The organism is Stutzerimonas sp. C6.4V (genome assembly GCF_058536345.1).
In genome coordinates this window covers 2350292-2375466 of record NZ_JBZUBM010000001.1, presented here as the reverse complement: position 1 = coordinate 2375466, position 25175 = coordinate 2350292, and the positions used below count along the sequence as shown (strand labels likewise).

Sequence of the window (25175 nt, the reverse complement as noted above, 5' to 3'; positions counted from 1 at the left end):
CGAGGTGTGGCGCGTTTGGACGTCTGGGCCTATTCCTCTTCCCAGTCGCGGGTGCGACCCACCGCTTTCTTCCAGCCTTGATAGAGCGCTTCGCGCTTCTCGTCGTCGCAAGCCGGTTCGAACACGCGCTCGATGGTGGCCTTGCTGCGCAGCTCGTCCAGGCTGCTCCAGAAGCCGGTCGCCAGGCCGGCCAGGTAGGCAGCACCGAGGGCGGTGGTTTCCTTCATTACCGGGCGTTCGACTTGGGTGCCGAGCAGGTCGGCCTGGAATTGCATGAGGAAGTTGTTCGCCACCGCACCGCCATCCACGCGCAGTGAGCGCAGGCGCTCGCCGGCGTCCTGCTGCATGGCGTCGAGCACGTCGCGGGTCTGGTAGGCGATGGATTCCAGCGCCGCGCGGATGATGTGGTCGACCTTCACGCCACGGGTCAAACCGAACAGGGCGCCACGGGCACGTGGATCCCAGTAGGGCGCGCCGAGGCCAGTAAAGGCGGGTACGAGGTAGACACCGTTGCTGTCCTGCACCTTGGTGGCGAAGTATTCCGAATCCAGCGAATCGTTGATCACCTTGAGCTCGTCGCGCAGCCACTGCACCGTCGAGCCGCCATTGAAGATGGCGCCTTCCAGCGCATAGTTGACTTCACCCTTGGGACCGCAGGCGATAGTGGTGAGCAGGCCGTGCTCGGACTGCACGGCCTTGGTCCCGGTGTTCATCAAGAGGAAGCAACCGGTGCCGTAGGTGTTCTTCGCCTGTCCGGGCTCCACACACATCTGGCCGAACAGCGCGGCCTGCTGGTCGCCGGCGATACCGGCGATGGGGATGCCAGTGCTCTGACCGGAGCCGATATAGGCGTGGCCGTAGACCTCGGAGGAGGAGCGTACCTCCGGCAACATCTCGCGCGGGATGTCCAGCGTCTCCAGCATCACCGGGTCCCAGTCCAGCTTGTGGATGTCGTAGAGCATGGTGCGCGAGGCGTTGGTGTAATCCGTCACATGGGCCTTGCCCTGGGTCATCTTCCAGATCAGCCAGCAATCGACGGTGCCGAACAGCAACTCGCCACGGCGCGCGCGATCGCGGCTGCCTTCGACGTGATCGAGGATCCACTTGATCTTGGTGCCGGAGAAGTAGGGGTCGATCACCAGGCCCGTGGTCTTGCGGATGTGATCTTCCATCCCGTCGCGCTTGAGCTGGTCGCAGATCGGCGTGCTCTGGCGGCTCTGCCAGACGATGGCATTGTAGATCGGCCGACCGGTGTGCTTGTCCCAGACGATGGCAGTCTCGCGCTGGTTGGTGATGCCGATCGCGGCCACCTGCTCGTTGGTGATCCCGGCCTGGGCCAGCGCCTCGACGAACACGCCGCTCTGGGTGGCCCAGATTTCCATCGGGTCATGCTCGACCCAGCTGGGCTGCGGGTAAATCTGCGCGAACTCGCGCTGGGCAATGCTGACGACGTTGGCGTTGCGGTCGAGCACGATGGCCCGCGAGCTGGTGGTGCCCTGGTCGAGGGCGACGATGAATTGCTTGTTGTTCTGATTGCTCATGGTGTCGATTCCTTAACGAGCTTCGTGGGCAGTGACATCGTGTTCGGTGAAGCGGTCGGCCTCGGGTTCCGGTCCGGGAACAGCACAAGCACCACCAATGCCCGGCAGATGCTTGCAGATCAGGGCCTTGTAACCGGCGGCCCCGAGGCAGGCGCCAATGACCGGTGCGATCAGCGGGACCAGGAAGTAGGGGATATCCCGGCCGCCGGTGAACGCGACTTCACCCCAGCCAGCAAAAAAGGTCATCAGCTTCGGTCCGAAGTCGCGTGCCGGGTTCATCGCGAACCCGGTCAGCGGTCCCATCGCACCACCAATCACGGCAATCAGCAGGCCGATCAGCAGGGGCGCCAGCGGGCCCCGGGGCAGGCCGTTACCGTCATCGGTCAGCGCCATGATCATCCCCAGCAGGATAGCGGTAATCACCACTTCCACCAGAAACGCCTGGCCGATCGAGAGTGACGGGTGCGGGTAAGTGGAGAACACCGATGCGAGCTCCAGGCTGGCAATGCTGCCGCGGGTCATCTGCTGGGCCTGTTCGAAATCGAAAAACAGGCTGCTATAGAGGCCATAAACCAATGCAGCGGCACAGAAGGCGCCAGCGGTTTGCGCAAGGATGTAGGCGGGGACCTTGTTGCGCTCGAAGGTGCCGAACAGCCAGAGCGCAATGGATACGGCGGGATTGAGGTGTGCACCGGAGACTCCGGCGGCGAGGTAGACGCCCATGCTGACGCCGATGCCCCAGATAACGCTTATTTCCCATAGTCCCAGGTCTGCGCCGCCGAGCTTGAGTGCTGCTACGCAGCCGGTTCCGAAAAAAATCAGCAGGGCGGTGCCAAGGAATTCGGCAATGCATTGCCCCCGAAGCGTCGGGGTGGACGGATTGCTCATGCGCAGAACCTCTCTAGAAGACTGTTGTTTTTATGATCCGATACTGCGAGTGTTCGGAAATGTTCGGAAGCGAAAACTTAAAGTCAAAAGCGAGGGCTGTCAAAGTAAAAAGATGAACATTCCGGCGGAAAACTGACAAAAGGGTGCTGGTCGCGCTATGCCTGGCAGTTGCTTGACGCAAATCAACACTGGAGAACGCGGCACCCACCGACGCGTCGGGGTGCCAATCCTTGTGATTGCACCCTGGTCACTGCGCCAGGCGCGACAACGTTGCCTGGTCGGGCTTGGCGGCGAAGAAGGCGTTCAGCACCGTCTGGAACACGCTGCGCTCGGGTGCGACGGCAGCGAACAGGGTCATGCTCGATTGCAGCTTCATGTCGTCCGGCGAGCCGAGCACCTCACGCGCCGAGCGGTCCGCATGTTTCAGCAGGGCTTGGGCGCATTCTTCCAGGCGAGGCCCGAGCAGCGAGTGCTCGACATAGGCCTTGGCCTCGTCTGGGCCTCCGATGGCATAGCGCCGAGCCATGTCGCTGCGGCCGAGACCGGCGATCTGCGGAAAGATGAACCACATCCAGTGGCTCTGCTTTTGCCCGGCCTTTAGCTCCGCCAGTGCGCGGTCATAGGTTGATTGCTGGGCTTCGATGAACCGCTGCAGGTCGTATGGGTCGCTCATGGTGTCTCCCGATTGCTCAGACTGTCCTGATCAGAGCCGGGAATGGCGAGGTTGATTCCCTGGGAGAAAAGAGGCGGCAACAGGCCGCTGGGGTGAAATACAACCCGTAGGGCCGGACTTGTTATCAGGTGACAAACAAGTGCCCGAAGGGTGCCGACCCCGCACGTTCGGCACACAGCCCGGCACAGCACAACCGGGTGACACCATCCTCAGTTCGCTTCGCCCAGGCCAGCGAGGCGTGTGTTGGCGATATAGAACAGTTCGCCGCCTCGTACCGGGGTGTCGTTGGCCGGGTTGATGGTCGGTTGGGTCTGGTCCTTGGCGCGATAGCCGATCAAGGTCGCGTTGTGCCGGTCTTTCAACTGCTTGTACAGCGTGCCGACCGTGCTTTCGTAGCTCTCGGGCAGTAGCAGGCGATATTGGGTCGCGCCCTGGCCCACGCTGAGCAGCTCATTGATGATCACCGAGGAGCCTGGGTCCTGGGAGGAGCGCACCAGCATTTCGATGGCCATGCTGGAGGTGCATTCCAGTTTCGGCGCGTAGCTGCGGGCCAGTCGCGCGGTCTCGCTGCTGCTGAAATGGGCAACCACATGGCCGACCGGATTGAGCTGGTTGATGGTCAGCACCACCGCCAGGGTCAGGTCGTCCGAGCCGGTGCGCACCAGTGTGCGTTCGGCTCCTCTCACCCCGGCGCGCTGTAAGAGCGCCAGCGACGACAGGCTTTCGCCATGGATGAACTCGGTCTTGCCCGGCATCGGGTTTTCTTCGAGCACCGTGTCGCAGATGACGATCAGGTGGTCGTTGGAGGTTTCGTCTTCATGCAGCAGCTCGACGACGCGCTCGCTGATTTCGCCTTCCCAACCGATCACAACGGTATGGCCCGTGCAGGTGGCGAACGTCCCTTTGCCTTTCATGCCTTTCCTCCAGACTGCGATGATGGAATTTGTGGTTTTACCGATGACGGCGGTCAGCAACCCGATGCCGCCGACCATCAGCCAGGTGGAAACAAAGATGCGACCGCCAGCGGTCTGCGGTGAGAAGTCACCGTAGCCGACGGTCAGGGCGGTGGTCAGATAGAAGTAGACGAAGGTCTTCAGCTCGGTGAGCGGCGCTTCGGCGAACAGGCGCAAACCGAGATAGGACACGCCGGCGTGCACCACGAGTGCAAGTAACAGTGCGGCCCAGCCGAATCGGCTGGTGGCCGCGGCCAGTTGCCTGCGCAACTGAAGGATGATCGACATCTGCCATGGTTCCTTGGCAAGCGGTGATTAGGGGCGTGACCTACGCTCCGAAAGGAGGCGGTCACCGGATAAACCTGCCGCATCCTAAGGGCCGCAGCCGCCCCTGGCCAGCCTCGATGCCCGCAATGGGCAACCATTGAGAGGTAATGAAGGCGCTGAGCCGCAGTGCCGCCGTGCTCTGCAAACCGTCTAGCGCTGCTCACGAAAACAGCTCTGGCACAGCCGAAACTTGCGTGCTGCCATCGGCATCGCCTTGCCGCAGCCCTTGCAATTACGCGTTTCGCCTGAGATCCGCCGGCGGTCCGAGCTGCGCGGCTTGCGCTGGCGTGACAGCTCGCGGGTGATGGCGCCATTGAGCAGACTGCGGTGCTCTTCGGCCTGCTCCAGCGCCGGGAAGTGTGCCGGCAGCGTGCGCGCCAGGTGCAGGTAGGTTTCGATGACGTGCAGCGAGCTTTCAAGAGTTGCCAGGTCGGCATCGATGATCAGCCGCGGCAATGGGATCTCCTTGTCCTGCGCGACCTTCTTCAGCCATTGCTGGGCGAAAACGGCGGCCGGGCTGTCGAGACCACCGCGAATCGGCGTGCAGGCAAAGATCCAGCGCAGCGGCAGTTCGATGGTCGGGTCGTCGATCAGCTTGATCCACTCGGCCAGCTCGTCGGGCAGGATCGAGATGAATTCGTCGCCGTAGTTGATGTTGCGGTTGAAGGTCAGCCAGGCCCGCAACAGGCTCGGCTCGTTCATCAGCTCGCTGATGGCCTGCAGGTGTTCGATGGATGGCCGCACCTGGAACTGCGACAGGTCCACCGGCAGATCGGCGCTGTGGAAGAGGCGCTTGATCGACTGCAGGGTCTGCCCGTCCAGCGCCGTGATGAGGCCGCTGTCGTGATGCCCGAAGCGCCCGGCGCGGCCGCCGATCTGCTTGACCTCCTGCACCTTCAGTTGGCGGTTCTGGATGCCGTCGTACTTCTCGTCGGTGTAGAAGCACAGGGTATGCGCTGGCAGGTTGAGCCCCATGCCCACGGCGTCGGTGGCGACCATCAGGTCAGCCTCACCCTCGCGGAAGCGGCGTGCCTGCTCACGGCGAACTTCCGGCGATAGTGCACCGTAGACCACCGAGACGCTTTTGCCGGTCATCTCCAGCATGGCCTTGAGGTCCAGCACCGTCTTGCGACTGAAGGCGACCAGCATCGAGCCGGCATCGAGCTGCTTCAGGTTGGTCGAGCGGCGCGCCACGTCCACGGGTGAAAGTCGTTTGGTGCGCTTGACCACCAGTTGGTCTTCGCAGAGGTCGCAGAGGGTTTTCAGCGACGGCTGGATCAGCTCCGGGCCTGTCATGATCAGGTCCTGGGTATAGGCACTGACCAGCGCATCGACCCAGGCCCAGCCGCGTTGCGAGTCGGCCATCATCTGCACTTCGTCGATCACCACCACGTCCCAGGATTCGTGGCGGAAACGGGCGAATTCCTCGACCGTACAGCAAAAGTGCGTGGCGCCCTCGCGGATGATTTCCTCCTCGCCGGTGACCAGCGAGCAGGGCACGCCCATGGATTCGATGCGTTCCTGGTTTTCCAGGGCCATCAGGCGCAGCGGCGACAGGTAGATGGCGTGGGTCACGCCGGTCATGGCCTGGATCGCCTGGTAAGTCTTGCCGCTGTTGGTCGGGCCGAGCAGGGCGGTCCAGGTGCGGGTGATGCGCCGTGCTGCGTAGAGCTTGTGGTAATGCACGAAGCGCGGGTTGTTCTCCAGCAGCACGGCGAAGGCCATCTTCTCGCGGTTGTCCTCGCGGGCGAAACGGATGGTGCGGCGCAGTTTTTTCGGCTCCATCATGAAGACTTCGGTCAGGCGCTTCTCGCCGAGCAGCTGCAGATCGAAGTCCTGCGCTTCCTCGATCATCATCTCGAACTTGGCATTCATGGCCTGACGGTCTTCGTCTTTGAGCTGCGCCACTTCTTGCTCGCTGAGCACATGACCCATCCCGCCCGGGATGCGCCTTTGCATGTCCAGGGCGACCTCGCCGTGGCGCAGCTCGACCACATAGCGCAGCTCATGCTTGACCTCGTTGACGATGTCGACGGCGCGCGCCGCAAAATCATCGAGGCGGGAAAGCCTGGCGGGCAGGCGCTCCAGGCACTGGGCTTTCTGTTCATCGCTCAGGCTCGTGAACGGCTTCTGCAGAACATGCAGGCGATCCCGGACCAGGGCCTCCACTGCGGCGCACACGTTGCGTTCGAATTCGTCTATCGATCCGCTGTCATCGATGCGCAGCGCGAACTCGGGTTCGAGCAGGTTCTGCACCGGGCCGCAATCCAGCGATTTTTCAATACCAAAGATATCGACGGTACAGCTGAAATCGTTCACATCCCGGTTCAGCAGTCGGCCGATCAGGCGGGTCGGTTTGGCGTCCTCAAGATTCGCCTCGACCGTTGGCAGGTCCAGCCCCAGCCAGAACAATCGCGCCGCGCGGCCGATTTCCGGTGGCTGGTGGCCCAGATAGGTGCTGAACCATTTCTCCTGGTGATTTTTCTTCGGCACGAAATCGGGATGGTGCTCGCTGGCCCAGTCCAAAAAACGCTGCAATCGTTCGAGTTTGTGGGTGTGGCGGTGTTTGGCTTCGGCCTTGCGCATGATCGACGCCTCTCTGATCAGGTGTGCTGCAAGTTTGGACAATCGGCCCGCGCAATACGAGCAGCACGGGAGGGGCCATGCGTCGGCTCGCAGAAGGGCGAACGTATGCAATGGCTGGGAGTCGCAAATCCTATACGACCCACAACCGACCCGCGGGAGATGACGGCCATGATGCTTCGCAAAGGTGAAAGCAACTATTCGCTAAAGGCTGTCTTGGCGGACGTGGGTCCGTCATGGCGCGTCAACGATCTGTTAGTCCGCGCCTTGATGCTCGGAATCCTGGTGCTGGCCGGTGCTGGTGTCGGGAACGCTCAGGCAGACGAACTAGAGCACCCCAGCGATCTCCTCCGGGTCACCAACTATCCAGGCGGCCTGGCGATAGCCGAGCTATCCCGCTGGCGTGAAGCAACGCCGGAAATAAAGGACATCAAGATTCCGTCCAGCGCCGATGACAGCGAGCAGGCGGCGCTGTTCTACGACTCGGGCTCAGACAAGCAGAAACCTCTGCTCATGGTGCTGCACAGCTGGAGCACCGATTACCTGCAGAACATCGACATTCCGCTGGGCCAGTTCGCCATTGCCAACGACTGGGTGTTCATTCACCCGAACTTCCGGGGCCAGAACGATGGTCGTCCTGAGTCGACCGCCTCCGATCTGGCGATTTCCGACATGCAGGACGCGCTCGAATATGCGCGCGAACATGCTGAAATCGACGAGTCGCGAATCTACCTGCTCGGCTATTCGGGCGGCGCGATGAATGCACTGCACCTGGCGAGTCGCAACCACGACGTCTTTGCTGGCGTTGCGGCCTGGGTGCCGGTTTATGACCTGGTGACCTGGCACCAGTGGAACAAGGCGCGCGGGGAAAAGTATGCCGGCGAAATCGAGCAGGCCTGCGGCGGCGAGCCGACTCAGGGCTCCAGCGCCTTCGATGAATGCCGCAAGCGCAGCCCGAGTAGCCACGTGCCAGAGGTGGCGGGCGATATTCGAGTACTCATCGCCCACGGCATCGATGACACCACCGTCCCGCCGGAACAGGCGCTGCATGCGTTCAATGATCTGGCCGATGCACAAGACCGCATACCTGAAGAGCAAATCAACCAGCTGATGGAAACCCGTCAGGTCCCGGATGCCCTGCGCCAGCGGTCGGCCAAGGGCAACGACGAGTTTCCGCAGTTCGCCGAGGCGGATGCCGAGGTGTTGCTGTACCTGAAATCTGGCCCTACCGAGCTGGTGCTGTTCGAGGGCGAGCACGACATGCTCTACCGGCCTGGGCTGGAGTGGCTTTCACGTCAGCAGCGGTGATCCAAGGTTCGCATCAATAGAAGGACTTCGAAGTCGTTATGAGCAGTCAACGAATCAGCATGTCGAGTCACCTTTGCAGGCGGGCACTGGGGGCCTGCGGTCTGGCCGGATGGCTGGTTTCAGCGGCCAGCGCGGCGGACCGGGACTGGTCCAGCGTGACCGAGCCGCTGCCCGGCGAGCCACGTGTGATCGGCAAGCATGGCGCAGCCTGTCTGATCGGCGCGGTACAGCTGCCGCCAGAGGGCGAGGGCTATCAGGCCGTGGACCTGCAGCGTAATCGCCATTACGGACACCCGGATCTGATCGACTACATCGAGCGGCTTGGCGTCCGGGTCGAGCGCGCGGGGATCGGCCCCATGCTGGTAGGCGACATGGCGCAGCCGCGTGGTGGGCCAATGTCCTATGGGCATGTCAGCCACCAGAGCGGGCTGGACGTCGACATCTGGTTCCGTCTAGACCTGCCACCGCTGCCCCGCAACGAGCGCGAGGGCATCGAGCAACCCATTCTGGTCGACGAAACAACCGGGGAGCTGGACACGACGCGGTGGACCGATGAGCAGGCCAAGCTGATTCGCCTTGCCGCGCAGGACCCGCGGGTCACACGGATCTTCGTCGATGGCGCGGTCAAGCGAGACCTCTGCCAGCGTGAGTGGGACGACCGTTCTTGGCTACAACGCATCCGGCCCTGGCCCTTCCATGATGAGCATCTGCACGTGCGCCTGCGTTGCCCGGAAGGCGCCAGCGACTGCGTCGACCAGCCACCGCCGCCAGCCGGCGAGGGCTGCAAGGCCATACTTCCAACGCCGCGCCCGGAAGCCATGGCCACCCCCAGCCGGCGCCTGCCTGCCGCATGCAATGCGGTGTTCAGCCATTAAGGGGGCGCTGATGCGAGTCGGTTGGTGAGCGGCGGCTTCTGCGTGCCCTCAGCGGGGGATGATCCGTACCCGTCCGGCCGTATTGTCACGCCGCACGACTTTCTCGTTTTCGGCACGACCGGGGATCGACCCGTCGTCGGCCCCACGATCCGGAGTGGCCATGCCGTTGAGCTTGCCCTCGTCCTCGCTGATGGAGGTGGCATCGGGATAGCCGGTGGTCAGGGTCTCGGTGCTGGCGGTCACTGGCGTGGCCTGATCGCTACCCCAGCTGGCGCTGCGTTCGTCGATGTCGATGGCGCCATTGCGCTCCATTAGTTGCTCGACTGCCTGCACCTGGCTGTCGTCTTCCAGCGTGACGGTGACGACGGTAGATCCGCGACGGGCCGCTTCGGGGTAGCGGCCCGCATGTTTGCTGGAGTCGTCACCAAATATCTTGCTGAAAAAGCTTCCGACCTTCTCAGCCACCGAAGCGTCATCGTCCGGCTCCTCCCCGATGACCTCGACGCGGCTGCTGTCCACGTTTTGCGGGTTGAACGAGGCGGAGATCTGTATGGCGTCGTTGGCCACGCCCTGGCTCAGGAGTTCGGTTTTGACTTGTTCGGCTTCGGTGTAGCGGTCGAAGGCGGCAATGAGAATCTGGGTCATGGTTCACCTGTGGGCTGTTCAGGCCTGGCTGCGGTAGGAGTGCGCGGCGAGCGTCTCGCGCGCGAAGGACGAATACGTGCCGTCCTGACTGTTTGGGCGGGAGCCGGCAGGATGGTTCCGCTCGCTCTCATTACGCCATGCTTCGGCGGTATCTGAGGTGGGCAAAAGCCGCACGTGTCACGCGCGGCTTGATGCGCAGGCAGGGTCAGCCGTTCACCACCTTGCCGCCGTTGATGTGAATGGTCTGGCCACTGACATAGGACGAGTCCTCGCACGCCAGGTACACATAGGCCGGGCCCAGTTCGGACGGCTGGCCGCAGCGGCCCATTGGCATCTGGCTGCCGAAGTCCTCGAGCAGTTGCGGGTCATGCTTGCCAAGGGACGGCGGCTGCAGGGGCGTCCAGACCGGGCCGGGAGCGATCTGGTTGACGCGGATGTCGCGCTCGATCAGCTGCTGCGACAGGGCACGGGTGAAGCCATCGATGGCGCCCTTGGTCGAGGTGTAGTCGACCAGCATCGGGTTGCCGATGAAGGAGTTGATCGATGTGGTGTTGATGATCGACGCACCTGCCTTGAGATGGGGCAGGGCGGCGCGGGTGAGGTAGAAGTAGCCATGGATGTTGGTGGCGAAGGTCTTCTCCCACTGCTCGTCGGTGATGTCCTCGAGACGCGTCTGGACTTCCTGACGCCCGGCGTTGTTGACCAGCACATCCAGCTGACCGAAGGTCTTCACGGTTTGTTCGACGGCATCGTTGCAGTGGCTGCTGTCGCGAATGTCGCCGGGCAACAGCAGGCAACGCTGGCCCTCGGCTTCGATCATCCGCTTGGCGTTTTCCGCATCCTCATGTTCTTCGAGGTACATGATGGCCACGTCGGCTCCTTCGCGAGCGAAGTGCACCGCAGCTGCACGACCGATGCCGCTGTCGCCACCGCTGACCAATGCCACCTTGCCGGCCAGCTTGCCGCTGCCTTTGTAGCTGTCACGGATGAACTCGGCCTGCGGGTGCATCTCGGTTTCTCGGCCGGGTAGACGGTCCTGTTGTTGTGCGGGGATCTTCGGGTAAGCCATACATGCTCCAGTGAGGTGGATGGTTCTGTAGTTACGGCTGGCGCCAGGTGGGAAAGTTTCGGCAGAACGCCGAACGGTGCAGCAGGCGGTGGCCGTGATCGGCCACTCGTCGCGACGCCCATGCCTGACCTGACACCGGCAATCCGCGCGCGTAGAATCCGCGCCGCGCCGACTGGCCAGTCGCCCCCGACGATCTTTTCGTCATCTCGCTCGTAATCGAAGGCTAGCGGGACGGGAGCCACGTGGCGGTCAGGCAAGGCCGTTTTCCTTCACACCCGACATTCGCCACGCTGCGGCGCGCCTTCCTGGCGTACCGGGGCTGCCGTTTGCTTTCCAGACATTCATCAACATGAACGAATCGCAGTGCTCCCGGCCCGGGAGCTGGCTCAGCGTCGTCGCGCTGGCCCTGGCCGCTTTCATCTTCAATACCACCGAGTTCGTCCCGGTCGCCTTGCTCAGCGACATCGGCCGTTCGTTCGGCATGCTGCCTGCCCAGGTCGGCCTGATGCTGACCATTTACGCCTGGGTGGTGGCCTTGATGTCGCTGCCGATAATGCTGCTGACGCGTAATTTCGAGCGCCGTACCCTGTTGATCTTCCTCTTCGTGGTGTTCATCGGCAGCCATCTGGTGTCGAGCGTGGCGTCGAGCTTCGGCATGCTGATGCTCAGCCGCATCGGTATCGCCCTGGCGCACGCGGTGTTCTGGTCGATCACCGCATCGCTGGCCGTGCGCGTCGCCCCGCAAGGCAAGCAGGCGCAGGCGCTGGGGCTGCTGGCCACCGGCAGTGCGCTGGCGATGGTGCTGGGCATCCCGCTGGGCCGGGTGGTTGGCGAGCTGCTGGGCTGGCGCACGACCTTCCTGTCGATTGCCGTGATCGCTGCACTGGTCGTGGTGGTGCTGGCGCGCACGCTTCCGTTGCTGCCGAGCCAGAACTCCGGCTCGTTGCGCAGTTTGCCGGTACTGTTCAAGCGCCCGGCGCTGGTGGCTGCCTATGTGCTGACCGCACTGGTTATCACCGCACAGTTCACCGCCTACACCTACATCGAGCCGTTCGCACAGACCATCGCGCGTCTGAGCGGTGACATGACCACGGTATTGCTGTTGCTGTTCGGCAGCGCCGGCATCCTCGGTTCGGTGCTGTTCAGCCGCTACAGCAATCGTTACCCGAAGGGCTTCCTAATCGCGGCAATTTCCATCATGGCGACCTGCCTGTTGCTGTTGTTGCCAGTTGCACGTGACAGCTCGCTGCTGGGCGCACTGGTGGTGGTATGGGGCATTGCCGGAATGTGCTTTGGCCTGGCATTGCAGGCTAAGGTGCTGAACCTTGCATCCGATGCCACCGATGTCGCCATGGCCATGTTCTCCGGTATCTACAACATCGGCATCGGCGGCGGCGCGCTGCTGGGAAGCCTGGTCACGCAACACCTGGGACTGAGCAATGTCGGCATCGTCGGCGGATTGCTGGCGCTGAGTGGCGTGGTGCTGTGCGCTTTTGCTACCTATCGTTTCGCCCGGCCGGTGAACAGCGCGGCACTCTGACGGTTGACGAGGCGGCGAGAGTTCGTCCGGCTGCCCCTCGTCGCGGAGCCGTCCGGGGTGGGGAACCCTGGGGAGGGAAGAGGTACCCATCCTTATATCCCTTCCAGGACGCGTTCATGAAACTCTCTGAAAAGCTCGACAAGAATCGCCTGTTACTCGGCGGCATCGCCGCTGCCTCTGCCCTGGCCTTGCCGCGCGGTCGTTTGCGCACCGCGGCCTATGCCGCCGCGGTGCTTGGCATCGGGTCTGCGTTGACCGGCAGGCAAGCCGAAGAATCGGCCAGCGACCTACCCGAGGCTCCGGAGCTGGTCAGGAGCGCGATGGTCAACGGTATCCTGATGCGCTGGGAAGAACAGGGTGCCACCGAGCCGGATGCCATTCCGGTGATCCTGCTGCACGGCATCCCGACGCACCCGCGCTTGTGGCGCTACGTCGTCCCCCAGCTGGTGCAGACCAACGTACGCTGCCTGGCCTGGGAGCTGGTGGGGTTCGGTTGGTCGATGGAGCAGGGGCTCGATCGAGACATCTCGGTCGCAAGCCAGGCGGACTATCTCTATGGCTGGTTGCAGCACTTGGGCATCCGTCAGGCAGTCTTCGTCGGGCATGATGTGGGCGGTGGTGTGATCCAGCAGCTGCTGGTCAAACACCCCGAGCTTTGCCGCGGGCTGGTGCTGGCGGACTGTGTGGCCTACGACAACTGGCCAGTGGCGGCGGTACGGGCGGCCAAGAAGCAGACCGGGGTAATCGGCAAATTGCCGTCAGCCCTGCTCAAGCCGATCTTCCTGGCCGGACTGGCCAACCTCGGTCATGACCAGGCCGGGCGCCGGGCCAGATCGGCGGAATTGCATTGGCAGCCATATTCCAGAGCGATCGGCCCGAAGGCCTTCGCTCACCAGCTCGATAGCATGAGTGCCCGCGATACCCAGGCATTGGCTGGAAAGCTGTCAGTGATCGGCGGGGTGAAGCGCGTCGTATGGAGCGACGCCGATCCGCTGGAATTTGCCACTGGCGAACGCCTGGCCGAGGAGCTAGGTGCACCGCTGATCCGTATCCCGAAGGGCCGGCATTTCAGCCCCGAAGACCATCCGGATGTGATTGCACGAGCCATCAACGAAGTGATCGCCGAGGTTCAGGGCAGCAGTGACGGCGAAGCCCTTTCAGGCGGCGGGCAACCATGAGCGCCGAACCCGGATGGGTCATTTGAGCTCGTTGGCAAAGCGCCCAACCGCACTGACGACTTGTTTCGCGCCGTCCTGAATCTCGACGATCACGGCGCCGGCCTGGTTCGCCAGCGCCAGGCCCTGGGAAGCCTGTTCGCGGCTGTTGGCCATTTCCCGAACGGCTTCGTCGACCAGCGACTGGTTTTTTTCCACCACGCTGACGATCTCTTCGGTGGCTGCGCTGGTGCGGCCTGCGAGCTGCCGAACTTCATCGGCCACGACCGCGAAGCCCCGACCCTGTTCCCCGGCACGCGCCGCTTCGATGGCTGCGTTGAGCGCCAGCAGATTGGTCTGTGCAGCGATGCCGCCGATGGTCTGCACGATGGAGCTGATGAGATGTGATTGCTGGCCCAGCGCCTCGATACCCTGGGTTGCCGACTCCACTTCTTCTGCGATGCGTTGCATGGTCGCGACCGTGTCTTTGACCACCACGGCGCCGCGCTCGGCACAGGTGTCGGTCTTGCGAGACACGTCATAGGCGATGCTGGCCGCTTCTCGGACTTCTTCTTCCCGAGCGACCTGCTCGGTCACGACACTGGCGAGCTTGACCACTTTGCAGAGCTTGCCTTCGGTATCGTAGACGGGGTTATAGGTCGCTTCGAGCCAGACGTCCCGGCCCATGCTGTCGATGCGCTTGAAGCGATCCGCGACGAACTCGCCGCGATTGAGCGTCTCCCAGAACGCCTGGTACTGCTGCGAAGAGGCTTCCTCGTGAGTACAGAACATGCGGTGGTGCTTGCCTACGATCTGTTTGAGCGAATAACCCATGCCCTTCAAGAACGGCTCGTTGGCGGTAACAACCGTGCCGTCCAGGTTGAACTCGATGACCGCGGAGGAGCGGAGCAGGGCATTGATAAACGCCTCGTTCTCCTTTGCCAGCTGCAGCTCCTTTGTCACTTCCCGTCCATAGCCGCTGATGTGCAGCAACGCGCCTGCTTTGTCCTGAACCGGGTACCAGTCGATGTGCAGCCAGGCGAGACTGCCATCGGCACGCAGAAAGCGGTAATCGTCGTTGACCGGCGCCAGCTGGGACACCGCCGTACGGAATTTCTGGAAGCACGGCAGGGCCTTCACGTAAGCCGGCACGATCTCCAGCATGGCGCGTCCCTGCAATTGCTCGACGCGGTAACCGAGCGTGCTGGCGAATGCCTGGTTGAGGCCCACCATCCGGAATTCTGGATCAAGGGTGACCGACAATTTCGTAGCGCTCATCTGATCGCGAAGTTGACGCAGCAGGGACAGCTCGGCAGCCTGCTCTTCGAGTTGTTTTTTGAGATGGCCGTTGAACATGGGGGCACCAGGAACTGAGTGGACGTGCCTGTCTATCGGCATGCTGCCGGAGTTCTTGATACACGTTCATCGCCTTGGCTCACGACCGCAACGGGAGAGGTTCTCCTTGTCTGACTGAAAAAGCGGGTTCGGCAAGGGTTGGCCGGGCGCGTGAAGGATGGGCAATTAGTCGGCCCGTTCAAGACGCACCCGGATGACCCCTGAGCGAGTGCTGGCGATGCTTTGAAAAGCGGCCTTTGACAAATCGATGACCCGCCCGCGCACGAACGGCCCGCGGTCATTGATGCGCACCACGACGCTTTTACCGTTGCGGGTATTGATGACCCGCACCCTGGTGCCGAAGGGCAGGGTGCGGTGGGCGGCTGTCAGCGAGTGCTGATCGAAGCGTTCTCCACTGGCGGTCAACTTGCCATGGTGCTGTTGGGCATAGAAGGAGGCCTTGCCCGAGCCTATGGCTTCGCCCTGCTCGGTGGATGGCTGGGTCTCGGTGCCGGATGATGGCTCCTTCGGCGGCGGTGTCGCGCAACCGGCCAGCGCGGCGGCGAGTAATGACATTGCGATCCAGCGAGTTGACCCTTTAAGCATGTTCGTTCCTTGTCTGCCTATGGGAGGCTGTGCCGACGGGTATCGAGCGATCGCCCAGGCTTCGTGCGATCGGTGTTTATGGGAATGGATCGCTATTGCGAGCTATTTGCGTTTGTGGGTGGTAGATTGCGATTACTTCTCATTCAGCTAGGGATTCGTTCGTGCACTTTCCGCTTTCGCGTCACACCGGCAGGGGCATTTCGCGTTGCCTGCTGCTGTCCTTTTCCCTCAGTCCCCTGGCGCTTGCGGTTGCTGAGGAAGAGCAGACAACGGTATTGCCTGAAGTTCAGATTGTCGATGCGCCAGTTGTGGCGGAGCAGGTTCTTAAGCAGGCGAGTGAAGTCAGCAGTGCTAGCAAGGGCTGGGTGCCGATCCGCGAAGAGGCGCGCTACGTGGGCGAGCTACAAGCCAATGTAATGCGCCAAGAATCGCAGGTACAAGCGTCAGTCACCTTCTGAGTACATGGCGCATTGCCGTGGCTGTTCAGAGCAGCCACGGACAACCAGCTTTTGTACTGCAGTGGTTAGTCAGGCGTGCGGCTTGTTGCGGATGGTCTTCATCAGGTCGGCCGGGGTGATATGGCCGACGACGCTGCTGGCGCTGCCGGGCTGCGGCAGGTTGAGGATGTTGCCCTTGATCTTGCCGATCACGTGCATCTCGCAGGGCTTGCAGTCGAACTTCAGGGTCAGTACCTCATCGCCATGCACCAGCTGCATTGGCGCGACCTTGGTGCGTACGCCCGTCACGCCCTTGGCCTGTTTCGGGCACAGGTTGAAGGAGAAGCGCAGGCAGTGCTTGGTGATCATCACCGGCACTTCGCCGGTTTCTTCGTGGGCCTCGTAGGCCGCATCGATCAGCTGCACGCCATAACGGTGATAGAAGGCCCGGGCCTTCTCGTTGTAGACGTTGTAGAGGAACGACAGGTGCGATTCAGGATAGACCGGCGGTGGCACGCTGACCGGCTTGCGCGCGCCGCGCGGGCGGATGGCTTCGCGTGCGTCAGTCAGCGCCTCGATGGCTGCGCGGCGCAGTGCCTTGAGCTGCGAGTTGGGGATGAAGAACGCCTGCGGCGCGTCCACATCCACTTCTTCGGCGTGGTAGATCGTGGTGCCCAGCTGGCTCAGCAGGTCGGCGATCTGGCCGGGGACTTGTTCCGGCTTCTTCGCTTCGCCGAACGGGCCGGCGAGCGATACGCTGGCGTAGGCGCCTTCTTCGCTGGTGACGTGCAACTCGAGATCGTCCGCTCTCAGGCGGGCCAGCCAGCGCACGCCGACGCGGCGCTCGGCGGACGTTTTCAGTAGGGCCTGTTGCCAGTTGTGGTCCAGGTTGCGGTTGAGCGGATGGTTGGATCGCAACTGGCGCAGCGCGGTCGGCATCTCGTTGGGCTCGACGCGGTACTGCCAGAGCGGCTGGCCGTCTTCCTCGAACTGCGCGAGCGGCTCGACCACGCTGGCGCGGAAGCCCACCACCTCGCGCTTGACCAGCACGTTCAGGCCGTCGCCGTTGGACAACTGCTCCCGGGTCTGCACGGTCAGGTCATGCTTGCCGACCTTGAGCACTTCGCCCACGGCCAGGCCGGTGAAGGTCGGCGAGTCGAAGGCGCCGATGTCGATCTTGCGGTCGGTGACGAAGTAGTCGGTGCTGCCGCGGTGGAAGGTCTTGTCCGGGTCCGGCACGAAGAAGTGGTCGGTGCGGCCGCTGGAGGCGCGTTGCAGATCGGGGCGGCCTTCGAGAATCTCGTCCAGGCGCTGACGGTAGTACGCGGTGATGTTCTTGACGTAACTCACGTCCTTGTAGCGCCCTTCGATCTTGAAGGAACGCACGCCTGCATCCACCAGCGCGCGCAGGTTGGCGCTCTGGTTGTTGTCCTTCATCGACAGCAGGTGCTTGTCGAAGGCCACCACGCGGCCCTGGTCGTCTTTCAGCGTGTAAGGCAGGCGGCAGGCCTGCGAGCAATCACCACGGTTGGCGCTGCGGCCGGTTTGCGCATGGCTGATGTTGCACTGACCGGAAAACGCCACGCACAGCGCGCCGTGGATGAAGAACTCGATGGCCGCGTCGGTCGCATCGCTGATTGCGCGGATTTCCTGCAGGTTCAGCTCGCGGGCCAGTACCAGCTGAGAGAAACCGGCCTGGTCCAGAAACTTGGCGCGCTCGAGGGTGCGGATGTCGGTCTGGGTGCTGGCATGGATCTCGATTGGTGGCAGGTCCATCTCCATCACGCCCATGTCCTGCACGATCAGCGCATCCACGCCGATTTCGTAGAGCTGCCAGATCAGTGCACGCGCGGCTTCCAGCTCATCGTCATGCAGGATGGTGTTGATAGTGACGAACACCCGGGCATGGAACAGGTGCGCGAATGTCACCAGCTCAGCGATATCCGCCACGCTGTTCTCGGCGTTGTGCCGCGCCCCGAAACTCGGCCCGCCGATGTACACCGCATCGGCGCCATGCAGGATGGCCTCGCGGGCGATGGTGGTGTCCCGAGCGGGGGAGAGCAGTTCGAGATGGTGCTTGGGCAAGGACATGGGCGCGGACCGGCTGTGAATCGAAAGTCGCGCATTGTAATGGCTTGGAGCCGGTTTGGGGTTGGCCGCCGGGCGAGTAGGGCGCGCTATCAATTTTAATGGCTTGGTCGTTCATTCGTTTCATCGAGGGGCTTTCGGCGGGTTGGGCACGAATATATAATGCGAAAGATTCTCATAATCGATCCCATTACATGGAAGCCAGAGATGTCGAACACCACGTTTGCCGAGTTCAACCCCGCTGCCGGTCGCTCAAAGCTCGCCCTGAAGCCGCTCACACTGGTAGTTCACCTACTCGCGGTTGGTGCGATCCTTCCCGCCATGCCTGTTTACGCCCAGTCCGCCGCTGCAACTGAGGCAGACGAGGCAACCACGCTCGAAGCGGTCACCATCACCGGTAAGGCGGTGCAAGACGTGACGGAAGGAACTGGCTCCTACACGACGGGCGCGGCACGCACATCCACCCCGCTCAGCATGTCCCTTCGCGAAACGCCGCAGTCGGTCAGCGTGATAACGCAGCAGCGCATTGAAGATCAGGACATGCAGACCATCCTTGATGTGGTGAATAACACCACCGGTGTTTCGGTCAACCGTTACGAAACGGATCGGGCGCAGTTCAACGCGCGTGGGTTCGCGATCAACTCCCTGATGATCGACGGTGTGCCGACTATATGGGAGCAACCATGGAGCTCGGGCGAGATGTTCAGCAGCCTGGCGATGTATGACCGTGTCGAGGTGGTGCGCGGAGCAAACGGTCTGATGGCGGGGGCCGGAGACCCGTCTGCTTCGCTCAATCTGGTCCGCAAACGTGCAAGCAGCCGCGAGCTGACGGGTTCGGTCGAGGTCAGCGCTGGAAGCTGGGATACCTATGGTACGGAGGGCGACCTGTCGTTCGCCGTCAACGAGGCCGGTACGATACGTGCCAGGTTGGTGGGTGAGTTCAACGAAGGAGACAGCTGGATTGACCTGAAATCCAAACAGCGCGAAACCTTCTACGGGACCATGGACATTGACCTCACTCCAGACACCACCCTTTGGTTCGGTCTGAGCCGGCAGACAAACGACTCCGACTCGCCGATGTGGGGCGGCCTGCCGATCTGGTATGCCGATGGCAGCCGTACGGACTGGAGCCGTTCCAAGACGACCTCTGCCAAGTGGAGTAAATGGGACAGCACGTACGACACCTACTTCATCAATCTCGATCACCGCTTCGCCAATGAATGGGAATTGAACCTGAGCTACAACCGCGGCGAACGCAGCTCCGATTCTTATCTGCTGTACCTGTCGGGTAACCCGGGCCGCGACGGCAGCGCACCGATGTCATCCTTTCCTGGCTCCTACAAGACTGAAACCGTGCAGGACGATTACAGCATCCGCTTCGGCGGGCCTGTGATGCTGTTGGGGCGAGAACACGAGGTCGCTTTCGGCTACATCTATAGTCAGCAGGACTTTGATGCCGACAGGCGTGTCGCGCAGAGCGGCTTCGGTGGCGTCGCCAATTTCGATGCCTATGACGGCGACTTTCCTGCGCCGGTCTGGGGAGGGCTGACCCCTTACAGCTACGGCGACCTGACCCAGAAAGGGCTGTACGCCGTGACTCGACTGAGCGTGACGGACGACCTGAAAGTGATCCTGGGCGCGCGTGACAACCGCTACGAGAAGACCAGTGACGACACCCCGTTCACGTCGCCCTCCCGTCTGGACGAGCATGAACTGACGCCCTACGCCGGCATCGTTTACGACCTGACAGAAAACCTGTCGGCCTATGCCAGCTACACCGATATCTTTCAGCCCCAGGCGCGGCGGGATATTAGCGGTCAGCAGTTGGAATCGGTCATCGGTGAAAGCTACGAGACAGGCCTGAAGGGCGAATTCTTCGAAGGCCGGCTAAACGCGTCCGCGGCCATCTTCAAGATCAAGCAGGATGGCCTGGGCGAGAGCACGGGTATTGCCGTTCCCGGCGGCATGGCGGGAGAGTTTGCGTACGAGCCTATCGACGTGACAAGCGAGGGCTTCGAACTGGAGATCTCCGGCGAGCTGGCTCCGGATTGGAATCTCATGGCGGGCTATACCCAATTTGAAGTCGAGGACCCGGACGGTAACGCCCGCAGCACGCGCTTCCCCACCAAGCTGGTGCGGACTTTCACGACCTACCGTCTACCGGGTGCACTCAATAAGGTGACCATCGGCGGCGGCGTAAACTGGCAGGACAGCATCTACACCTATGCCACCAACCCCGCCGGCAACCGGGAGAAGGTCGAGCAGGAAGCCTATGCGCTGGTCAACCTGATGGCGCGTTACGATGTGACCGAGAACCTCACCGCTCAATTGAATGTGGACAATCTGACCGACGAGGAATACTTCGACATGTTCGAGGCCTATGGCGCGCTGACATACGGTGCGCCCCGCAGCGTCACTGCATCCGCGAAGTATCGCTTCTAACGGATGCATTGGCAGAAGGGTTGCTTGTCAGGGTGATCCAGAAAGCCAATATCAAAAGCCCCGGCCGCAAGGCCGGGTTTTTTTTTAGTAATGCCTAGCTTCTATCTGGCAGAAGAGCCGCGACGCAGATGGGCGGAGTTTTAGGTCCGGGGCAATGGGCCCCCGATCGACATCTGTTCGCGCCGCTGATTTGTACCGTGAACGGCTATGAACAGGCTGTGCCGCACGGGTCTGGAGATAGTTCCGCGTGCGCTTAGGCGACCAGCCGCTCGATGTCCTATAGCGACGCCACTACCACCCAGATCGCCGCGCCTAGCACGGGCAACGACATCGCCACCCGCGGCGCATAGGGGACCAACATCAGCAACGCGAAGCCCGTCAGCGAGACCAGGCCGAACCAACCGACCACGGCCATGCCGCTGGGCCAGACCTGGCAAGCAGCGAAAGCGGCCAGCCCGAGCAGAACGCTACCGGCTGGTATGCATACGTGACGGAGGCCAATCGGTACGCGCGGATTGACCAGCTGCTTCCAGTGGCGCTCTTTGCCCAGGCAGAAACCCAGCATGCCGGCGTAGGCCAGCATAAGACTGGCGAACAGGGCTGGACCGTTCATGAGGATGCTCCGTGAGCTGCGCGGCTTGGGCGAGGCGAGTGGGCGTTTCGGGCGGCGATTACCGTCGGGATTTTCCGAAGGGTCCAGCCCAACAGCAGCCCCATCGAGACCACGCTCGCCAGTAGTGATAGCCGCATGCTGTCCAGGGTGCCCTGTGCATTCCAAAGGTCCAATAGCGGCAGGGTCACGGCCAGCAGTGCAGTGCATGAAAGCTGTTCGCGCCAGGCAGTCAGCGGCTTACGCAACCAGGCGTGTAGCCAACTCAGTGCCCAGATGCCGAAGAACACCCGCAGCTCCCAGTCCTGACGGTCAGCAAGCGCAGCCGGCTGCAGCCGATTACTCCATAGCAGTGCCGTACAGGCCAGCAGGAGCCCAGCGACGACCGCTATGTTGAGGCTCTCCACCACCCCCAAAAAGTGCGGGTTCGCCTTGGCCTGCTTGCGCTGTTTGACTGCGTAGAGCACAAGCCCCGTACCGATCATGGCGCAGCTGATCAAGCCGCAGACGAAATACAGCCAGCGCATGGGATAACCACCGAACTGAGCGAAATGCAGGCCCGCCATCACCCGCTGGGTCAGCAGGCTGGTGCGTGACGGTTCTGGCGCCTTGATCAGCTCGCCGGTGACACCGTTGAAGACCATGCCTTCGCCCTTGGTCAGCTCGATGCGGTTGCCCAGCACGGGGCGCGCCGTGACCTGGGCGTTGGTCTTGCCAGGGTTGCTGACGGCCAGACCGCCGATCATTCCGGGCCCGTAGTGCGCTTCGGCTTGGCTAACAATCTCGCCCAGTGGTAGCAGTGGTGCCGCTAGCTTCAAGGCGGGCTGACCGCCACGGCTTTCACCGCGTGCTGCCTGTCCGGTTGTTCGGCCTGCTTGTGCGTCGCGGAAATAGGCCTGGCGATCGCCTTCGTAAACGGCATCCACCGCCGCGGGCATGTAAAGCAAGAAGAAGATCGCCAAGCCGGTGTATGTGATCATCAAGTGAAACGGTAGTAGCAGGACGGCACTGGCATTGTGCGCGTCCAGCCAGGAGCGCTGTCCCTTGGCTGGGCGAAAGGTGAAGAACTCCTTGAAGATCTTCCTGTGGATGATGACCCCGCTGACCAGCGCCACCAGCATCGCCATGGCAGCGAATCCCACCACCCATACTCCGAGGGTGCGCGGCAGGTGCAGGGTGTAGTGGAAATGGAAGAAGAAGTTGCCGCCGATGGTTTCGCGCGGCTCGATGGTCGCCCCGGAAACCGGGTCCAGTTGAGTACTTACGGCGTCGCGGCGACGTTCGCCGACGGATACGCTGAGATCAGGCGAGCGCTCAGTCGGCAGGCTGATGTTCCAGTTCGATTGGTCCGCATGGTTGTCCGTCAGCCAGCGCTGCGCCACATTGGCTGCAGCGGCAGGTGTCTGCGCCCGATCGGTCAGCTCCGGTTGCATCCACCAGTTGATCTCCTTGTCGAACACTGCAAGGGTGCCGGTGAGAAAGATGGCGAACAGCATCCAGCCGAGCAACAGCCCACACCAGGTGTGCAGCCAGGACATCGATTGCGTCAGGCTGCCTTTCATCTCAACACCTCCAGCAACTGCGGCCAGAACCCGATGACCGCCAAGGGAAGGGTGAGTCCGGCACCGATCAGTACCCGTTGGAGCGAGACTGCCGCGAATGCCCAAAGCAAGAACGTCAGGTACACGACGAACGACAGCAACGACGCGGTGGTAATCGCGTCCACCGGATCCATCGGCAGCCACTGGGCGAGCGCTGCAGTGAAGGCATAGGTGAAGGTGTAACCGCCCAGAATAGCCAGCATGGTGCGGGCCACGACGGCAGGCCAGGCCCTTCTTGGTTGAGTGGCAGAACGGGTCACGACGCGCTTTCCAGTGAGGGGCTTACGAAAAATGCCCAACCGTCGTAAGCGCCGGCCGGGCATGTTGTGATGAACCGATGACGCTTTGCCGCCCGGTCCGAACCTGCGGTCGTTACGTGCGTCGTCTGAACGAGGAGAGCCACCTTGGAAAAGGTGTCTCCCTCTTGACCACTTAGAACGAAGCGCTCACCCCCAAGGTGTAGCGACGCCCGTCCAGCACGGTTTCGTAGCTGTCGTAGTCGATCTGCTCGTTGAAGATGTTGTACACACCGGCCAGCAGCTTGACGTTCCGGTTCAGCGCATAGGTGCCGCCCAGGTCGACCAGGGTGTACGCCGGGGTACTGTCCGCCATGCTGGTGCGCGACAGGTATTCCGAGGTTTCGCTGCGGTAGTTGAGCCGCGCCCAAGTGCCAAGGCGGTCGCTGGCCTGCCAATCGAGCATCGTGTTGAACATGTGCTTGGGCATCTGGTTCAGCGGCTCGCCGCGGAAGTCACCGCTACGCTGTTCCGATTCGGTGTAGGTGTAGTTGGCACCCAGGGAGAGCGTCTCGGTGATATCCCAGTCGAAGGTCGCCTCCACGCCGCGCATGCGCGCTTCGTCGACGTTCACGCGGTCGCTGATGAAACGGTACGCTTCGCCATTGACGACGCACTGACCCGAGGCATTGCCGGTGGTATCCGTGCAGCGGCGAAGCTCGGTGATCTTGTCCTCGAAGTCGGTGTTGAACAGGGTCACGCCCGCCGAGACACCGTTGAGGCTGTCCCATAACACGCCGATTTCCTTGCTCAGGCTTTTTTCAGGGTTGAGTGCCGAGTTGCCGACGATCACAGCGGGATCGCCCCGGCCTCCGCCGGTGATCTGGCCCCAGTTGTCCACAGCCGCACGGATATCCGGCGAGCGATAGCCACTGGAAACGCCACCTTTTAACGTCCACTGCTCCGCTGCTTGCCATACACCGTAGACGCGTGGAGACCAATGAGTACCGTAGTTTTCATCTCGGTCCATGCGCAGGCCGGTGGTCAGCGCGAAGCTGTCGGTCAGGCTCCACTCGTCCTCAGCGAACAGCGCCCAGGACCAGCGTGTCAGCTGGGTCAGGTCCTCTGCGCCGGCCAGTTGGTTGCCCTCGTCGGACAGGTCCTCGTATTTGTATTGGCCACCGAGTGTGGCGATGTGGTCACCCAGGAACAGCGAGCTTTGCGTATTGAACACGCTGTTTTCCAGCTCCATTTCGCGCCCTGGGTTTTCGATGCGCTCCTGCTGCAGATAAGTGTCGGACTGGCCCCAGTCCCAGCGGCCGGTGTGGCTGATGGCGTAATGAGTACGGTCGTAATCCGATAGCGAGTCGCTGTTGCCCGTGCCGGAGCGGCCTACGCTAGCGTTTCGCTCCTGCTCGGTCTTGCCTGCTTCCAGAACGATGTCATTGGACGCGTTCGGCGTGAACGCCAACTTGGCCGTTGCGCTGTCGGTCTTCTGCTCGTTGAAACCGCGAGGGATGTCGTCTTCGTCCCGGCGAGACGTCTGTCCGAAGACTTGCAGCCCCAGGAGGCCATCGACCAGAGGGCCTGACAAATGTCCGTTCAGAATGTGGTAGTCACCGGAATCGGAGCGGTCCTGGAAGGTCTTTTCGGTCCGCACGCCGCCGCGCCAGGTATCGGCCACCTTGCGCGTGATAATGTTGATTACGCCGCCCATGGCATCGGAGCCATAGAGGGAAGACATCGGCCCACGCACGACCTCAATGCGCTCGATAGCCTCCAGGGGAGGCGTCCAGCCTTGTTCGATGCCAGGCCCGTCGCTGTTGGGACGCGTCGCGCGCGATTCCATGCGTTTGCCGTCGATAAGGATCAGCGTGTACTTGGACGCCATGCCACGAATGCTGATATCGCTGGAGCTGGCTCCGCCGGTAATGACCACCCCTGGTATGTCACGTAGCGCATCGGTTACATCACGATAGGACTTGCTCTCGAGTTCCTCGCGGGTTACCACCGAAATCGACGCGGGAGCCTGCTTGATCTGCTGTTCGAAACCGGAAGCGGTAACCACGACGTTCCCCAGCTCGACGGCTTCCTGCGCCTGAGCCATACCACCCATAGATGCCACCGCAGCGATCGCACAAGTCAGTTTGTGCCGACAGTAGATAACCATTACAGCGTCCCCCTCAAAAGCATCCGTCCTGCTCGCCCTTTTTGGGCGCGCTTGCAACGGTGGTGATATTCAGCACCACCGCGTACGGATAGTA

20 protein-coding genes are annotated in these 25175 nt (G+C 62.2%); 6 read left to right on the top strand and 14 right to left on the bottom strand.

Annotated features, from left to right (window positions below; genetic code table 11):
* Positions 1–29 precede the first annotated feature (29 nt).
* The 5 genes from glpK to AC4LFW_RS11060 form a co-directional block, all read right to left on the bottom strand.
* Positions 30–1541: a glycerol kinase GlpK gene (gene glpK, locus AC4LFW_RS11080; protein ID WP_491819130.1), complete on the bottom strand. Its 1512-nt coding sequence runs from the start codon at positions 1539–1541 to the stop codon at positions 30–32.
* Between the two features lie 12 nt (positions 1542–1553).
* Positions 1554–2429, bottom strand: a complete 876-nt coding sequence (locus AC4LFW_RS11075) for an MIP/aquaporin family protein (protein ID WP_491819129.1) — start codon at positions 2427–2429, stop codon at positions 1554–1556.
* A 247-nt stretch (positions 2430–2676) separates the two neighbouring features.
* Positions 2677–3102, bottom strand: a complete 426-nt coding sequence (locus AC4LFW_RS11070) for a DUF1810 domain-containing protein (protein WP_491819128.1) — start codon at positions 3100–3102, stop codon at positions 2677–2679.
* A gap of 209 nt (positions 3103–3311) precedes the next feature.
* A complete protein-coding gene (locus tag AC4LFW_RS11065; RefSeq protein WP_491819127.1) occupies positions 3312–4343 on the bottom strand; it encodes an ion channel in 1032 nt (343 codons plus the stop codon).
* Positions 4344–4532: 189 nt separating this feature from the next.
* On the bottom strand, positions 4533–6968 hold the full coding sequence (locus AC4LFW_RS11060; protein ID WP_491819125.1) for a helicase-related protein: 2436 nt from the start codon (positions 6966–6968) through the stop codon (positions 4533–4535).
* Between the two features lie 168 nt (positions 6969–7136).
* On the opposite strand from AC4LFW_RS11060, the gene AC4LFW_RS11055 reads away from it, so the two are divergent.
* Together AC4LFW_RS11055 and mepA are read left to right on the top strand one after the other, a co-directional pair.
* Positions 7137–8273: an alpha/beta hydrolase family protein gene (locus AC4LFW_RS11055; protein ID WP_491819123.1), complete on the top strand. Its 1137-nt coding sequence runs from the start codon at positions 7137–7139 to the stop codon at positions 8271–8273.
* Between the two features lie 59 nt (positions 8274–8332).
* Positions 8333–9148, top strand: coding sequence for a penicillin-insensitive murein endopeptidase (gene mepA / locus AC4LFW_RS11050; protein ID WP_491819122.1), 816 nt, complete (start codon positions 8333–8335; stop codon positions 9146–9148).
* 48 nt (positions 9149–9196) lie between these two features.
* Here the strand turns inward: mepA and AC4LFW_RS11045 are convergent, their stop codons facing one another.
* Together AC4LFW_RS11045 and AC4LFW_RS11040 are read right to left on the bottom strand one after the other, a co-directional pair.
* Complete coding sequence (locus AC4LFW_RS11045) at positions 9197–9793, bottom strand: hypothetical protein (protein WP_491819121.1); 597 nt, start codon at positions 9791–9793, stop codon at positions 9197–9199.
* A gap of 205 nt (positions 9794–9998) precedes the next feature.
* Positions 9999–10862 (bottom strand): SDR family oxidoreductase, encoded by an 864-nt coding sequence (locus AC4LFW_RS11040; RefSeq protein WP_491819120.1) that lies wholly within the window; start codon positions 10860–10862, stop codon positions 9999–10001.
* A gap of 349 nt (positions 10863–11211) precedes the next feature.
* On the opposite strand from AC4LFW_RS11040, the gene AC4LFW_RS11035 reads away from it, so the two are divergent.
* Entirely contained in the window at positions 11212–12402 is a 1191-nt protein-coding gene (locus AC4LFW_RS11035) for a sugar transporter (protein ID WP_491819119.1), read from the top strand.
* Positions 12403–12518: 116 nt separating this feature from the next.
* Positions 12519–13580 (top strand): alpha/beta fold hydrolase, encoded by a 1062-nt coding sequence (locus tag AC4LFW_RS11030; RefSeq protein WP_491819118.1) that lies wholly within the window; start codon positions 12519–12521, stop codon positions 13578–13580.
* Between the two features lie 18 nt (positions 13581–13598).
* Here the strand turns inward: AC4LFW_RS11030 and AC4LFW_RS11025 are convergent, their stop codons facing one another.
* Positions 13599–14912 (bottom strand): methyl-accepting chemotaxis protein, encoded by a 1314-nt coding sequence (locus AC4LFW_RS11025; RefSeq protein WP_491819116.1) that lies wholly within the window; start codon positions 14910–14912, stop codon positions 13599–13601.
* Positions 14913–15077: 165 nt separating this feature from the next.
* Positions 15078–15497, bottom strand: a complete 420-nt coding sequence (locus tag AC4LFW_RS11020) for a septal ring lytic transglycosylase RlpA family protein (protein WP_491819115.1) — start codon at positions 15495–15497, stop codon at positions 15078–15080.
* 161 nt (positions 15498–15658) lie between these two features.
* Here AC4LFW_RS11020 and AC4LFW_RS11015 point away from each other — a divergent pair, with 161 nt between their 5' ends.
* Complete coding sequence (locus AC4LFW_RS11015; protein ID WP_491819113.1) at positions 15659–15955, top strand: hypothetical protein; 297 nt, start codon at positions 15659–15661, stop codon at positions 15953–15955.
* Between the two features lie 69 nt (positions 15956–16024).
* Here AC4LFW_RS11015 and AC4LFW_RS11010 read toward each other — a convergent pair whose 3' ends face one another.
* The gene (locus tag AC4LFW_RS11010; protein WP_491819112.1) at positions 16025–18025 is read right to left on the bottom strand and encodes a peptidase U32 family protein; all 2001 of its coding nucleotides are present in this window, start codon (positions 18023–18025) and stop codon (positions 16025–16027) included.
* Positions 18026–18229: 204 nt separating this feature from the next.
* Between AC4LFW_RS11010 and AC4LFW_RS11005 the strand changes: the two genes are divergently transcribed.
* Positions 18230–20464, top strand: coding sequence for a TonB-dependent siderophore receptor (locus AC4LFW_RS11005; RefSeq protein ID WP_491819111.1), 2235 nt, complete (start codon positions 18230–18232; stop codon positions 20462–20464).
* A 277-nt stretch (positions 20465–20741) separates the two neighbouring features.
* Here the strand turns inward: AC4LFW_RS11005 and AC4LFW_RS11000 are convergent, their stop codons facing one another.
* The 4 genes from AC4LFW_RS11000 to AC4LFW_RS10985 all read right to left on the bottom strand — a co-directional run bounded on the left by AC4LFW_RS11000 (position 20742) and on the right by AC4LFW_RS10985 (position 25081).
* The gene (locus tag AC4LFW_RS11000) at positions 20742–21077 is read right to left on the bottom strand and encodes a DUF3325 domain-containing protein (RefSeq protein WP_491819110.1); all 336 of its coding nucleotides are present in this window, start codon (positions 21075–21077) and stop codon (positions 20742–20744) included.
* Positions 21074–22636: a PepSY-associated TM helix domain-containing protein gene (locus tag AC4LFW_RS10995; protein ID WP_491819109.1), complete on the bottom strand. Its 1563-nt coding sequence runs from the start codon at positions 22634–22636 to the stop codon at positions 21074–21076. The genes AC4LFW_RS11000 and AC4LFW_RS10995 overlap by 4 nt, the downstream gene beginning before the upstream one ends.
* A complete protein-coding gene (locus AC4LFW_RS10990) occupies positions 22633–22935 on the bottom strand; it encodes an iron transporter (RefSeq protein WP_491819108.1) in 303 nt (100 codons plus the stop codon). Before AC4LFW_RS10990 ends, AC4LFW_RS10995 begins: the two co-directional genes overlap by 4 nt.
* Before the next feature lie 172 nt (positions 22936–23107).
* Positions 23108–25081, bottom strand: coding sequence for a ligand-gated channel protein (locus AC4LFW_RS10985; protein WP_491819107.1), 1974 nt, complete (start codon positions 25079–25081; stop codon positions 23108–23110).
* Positions 25082–25175 lie beyond the last annotated feature (94 nt).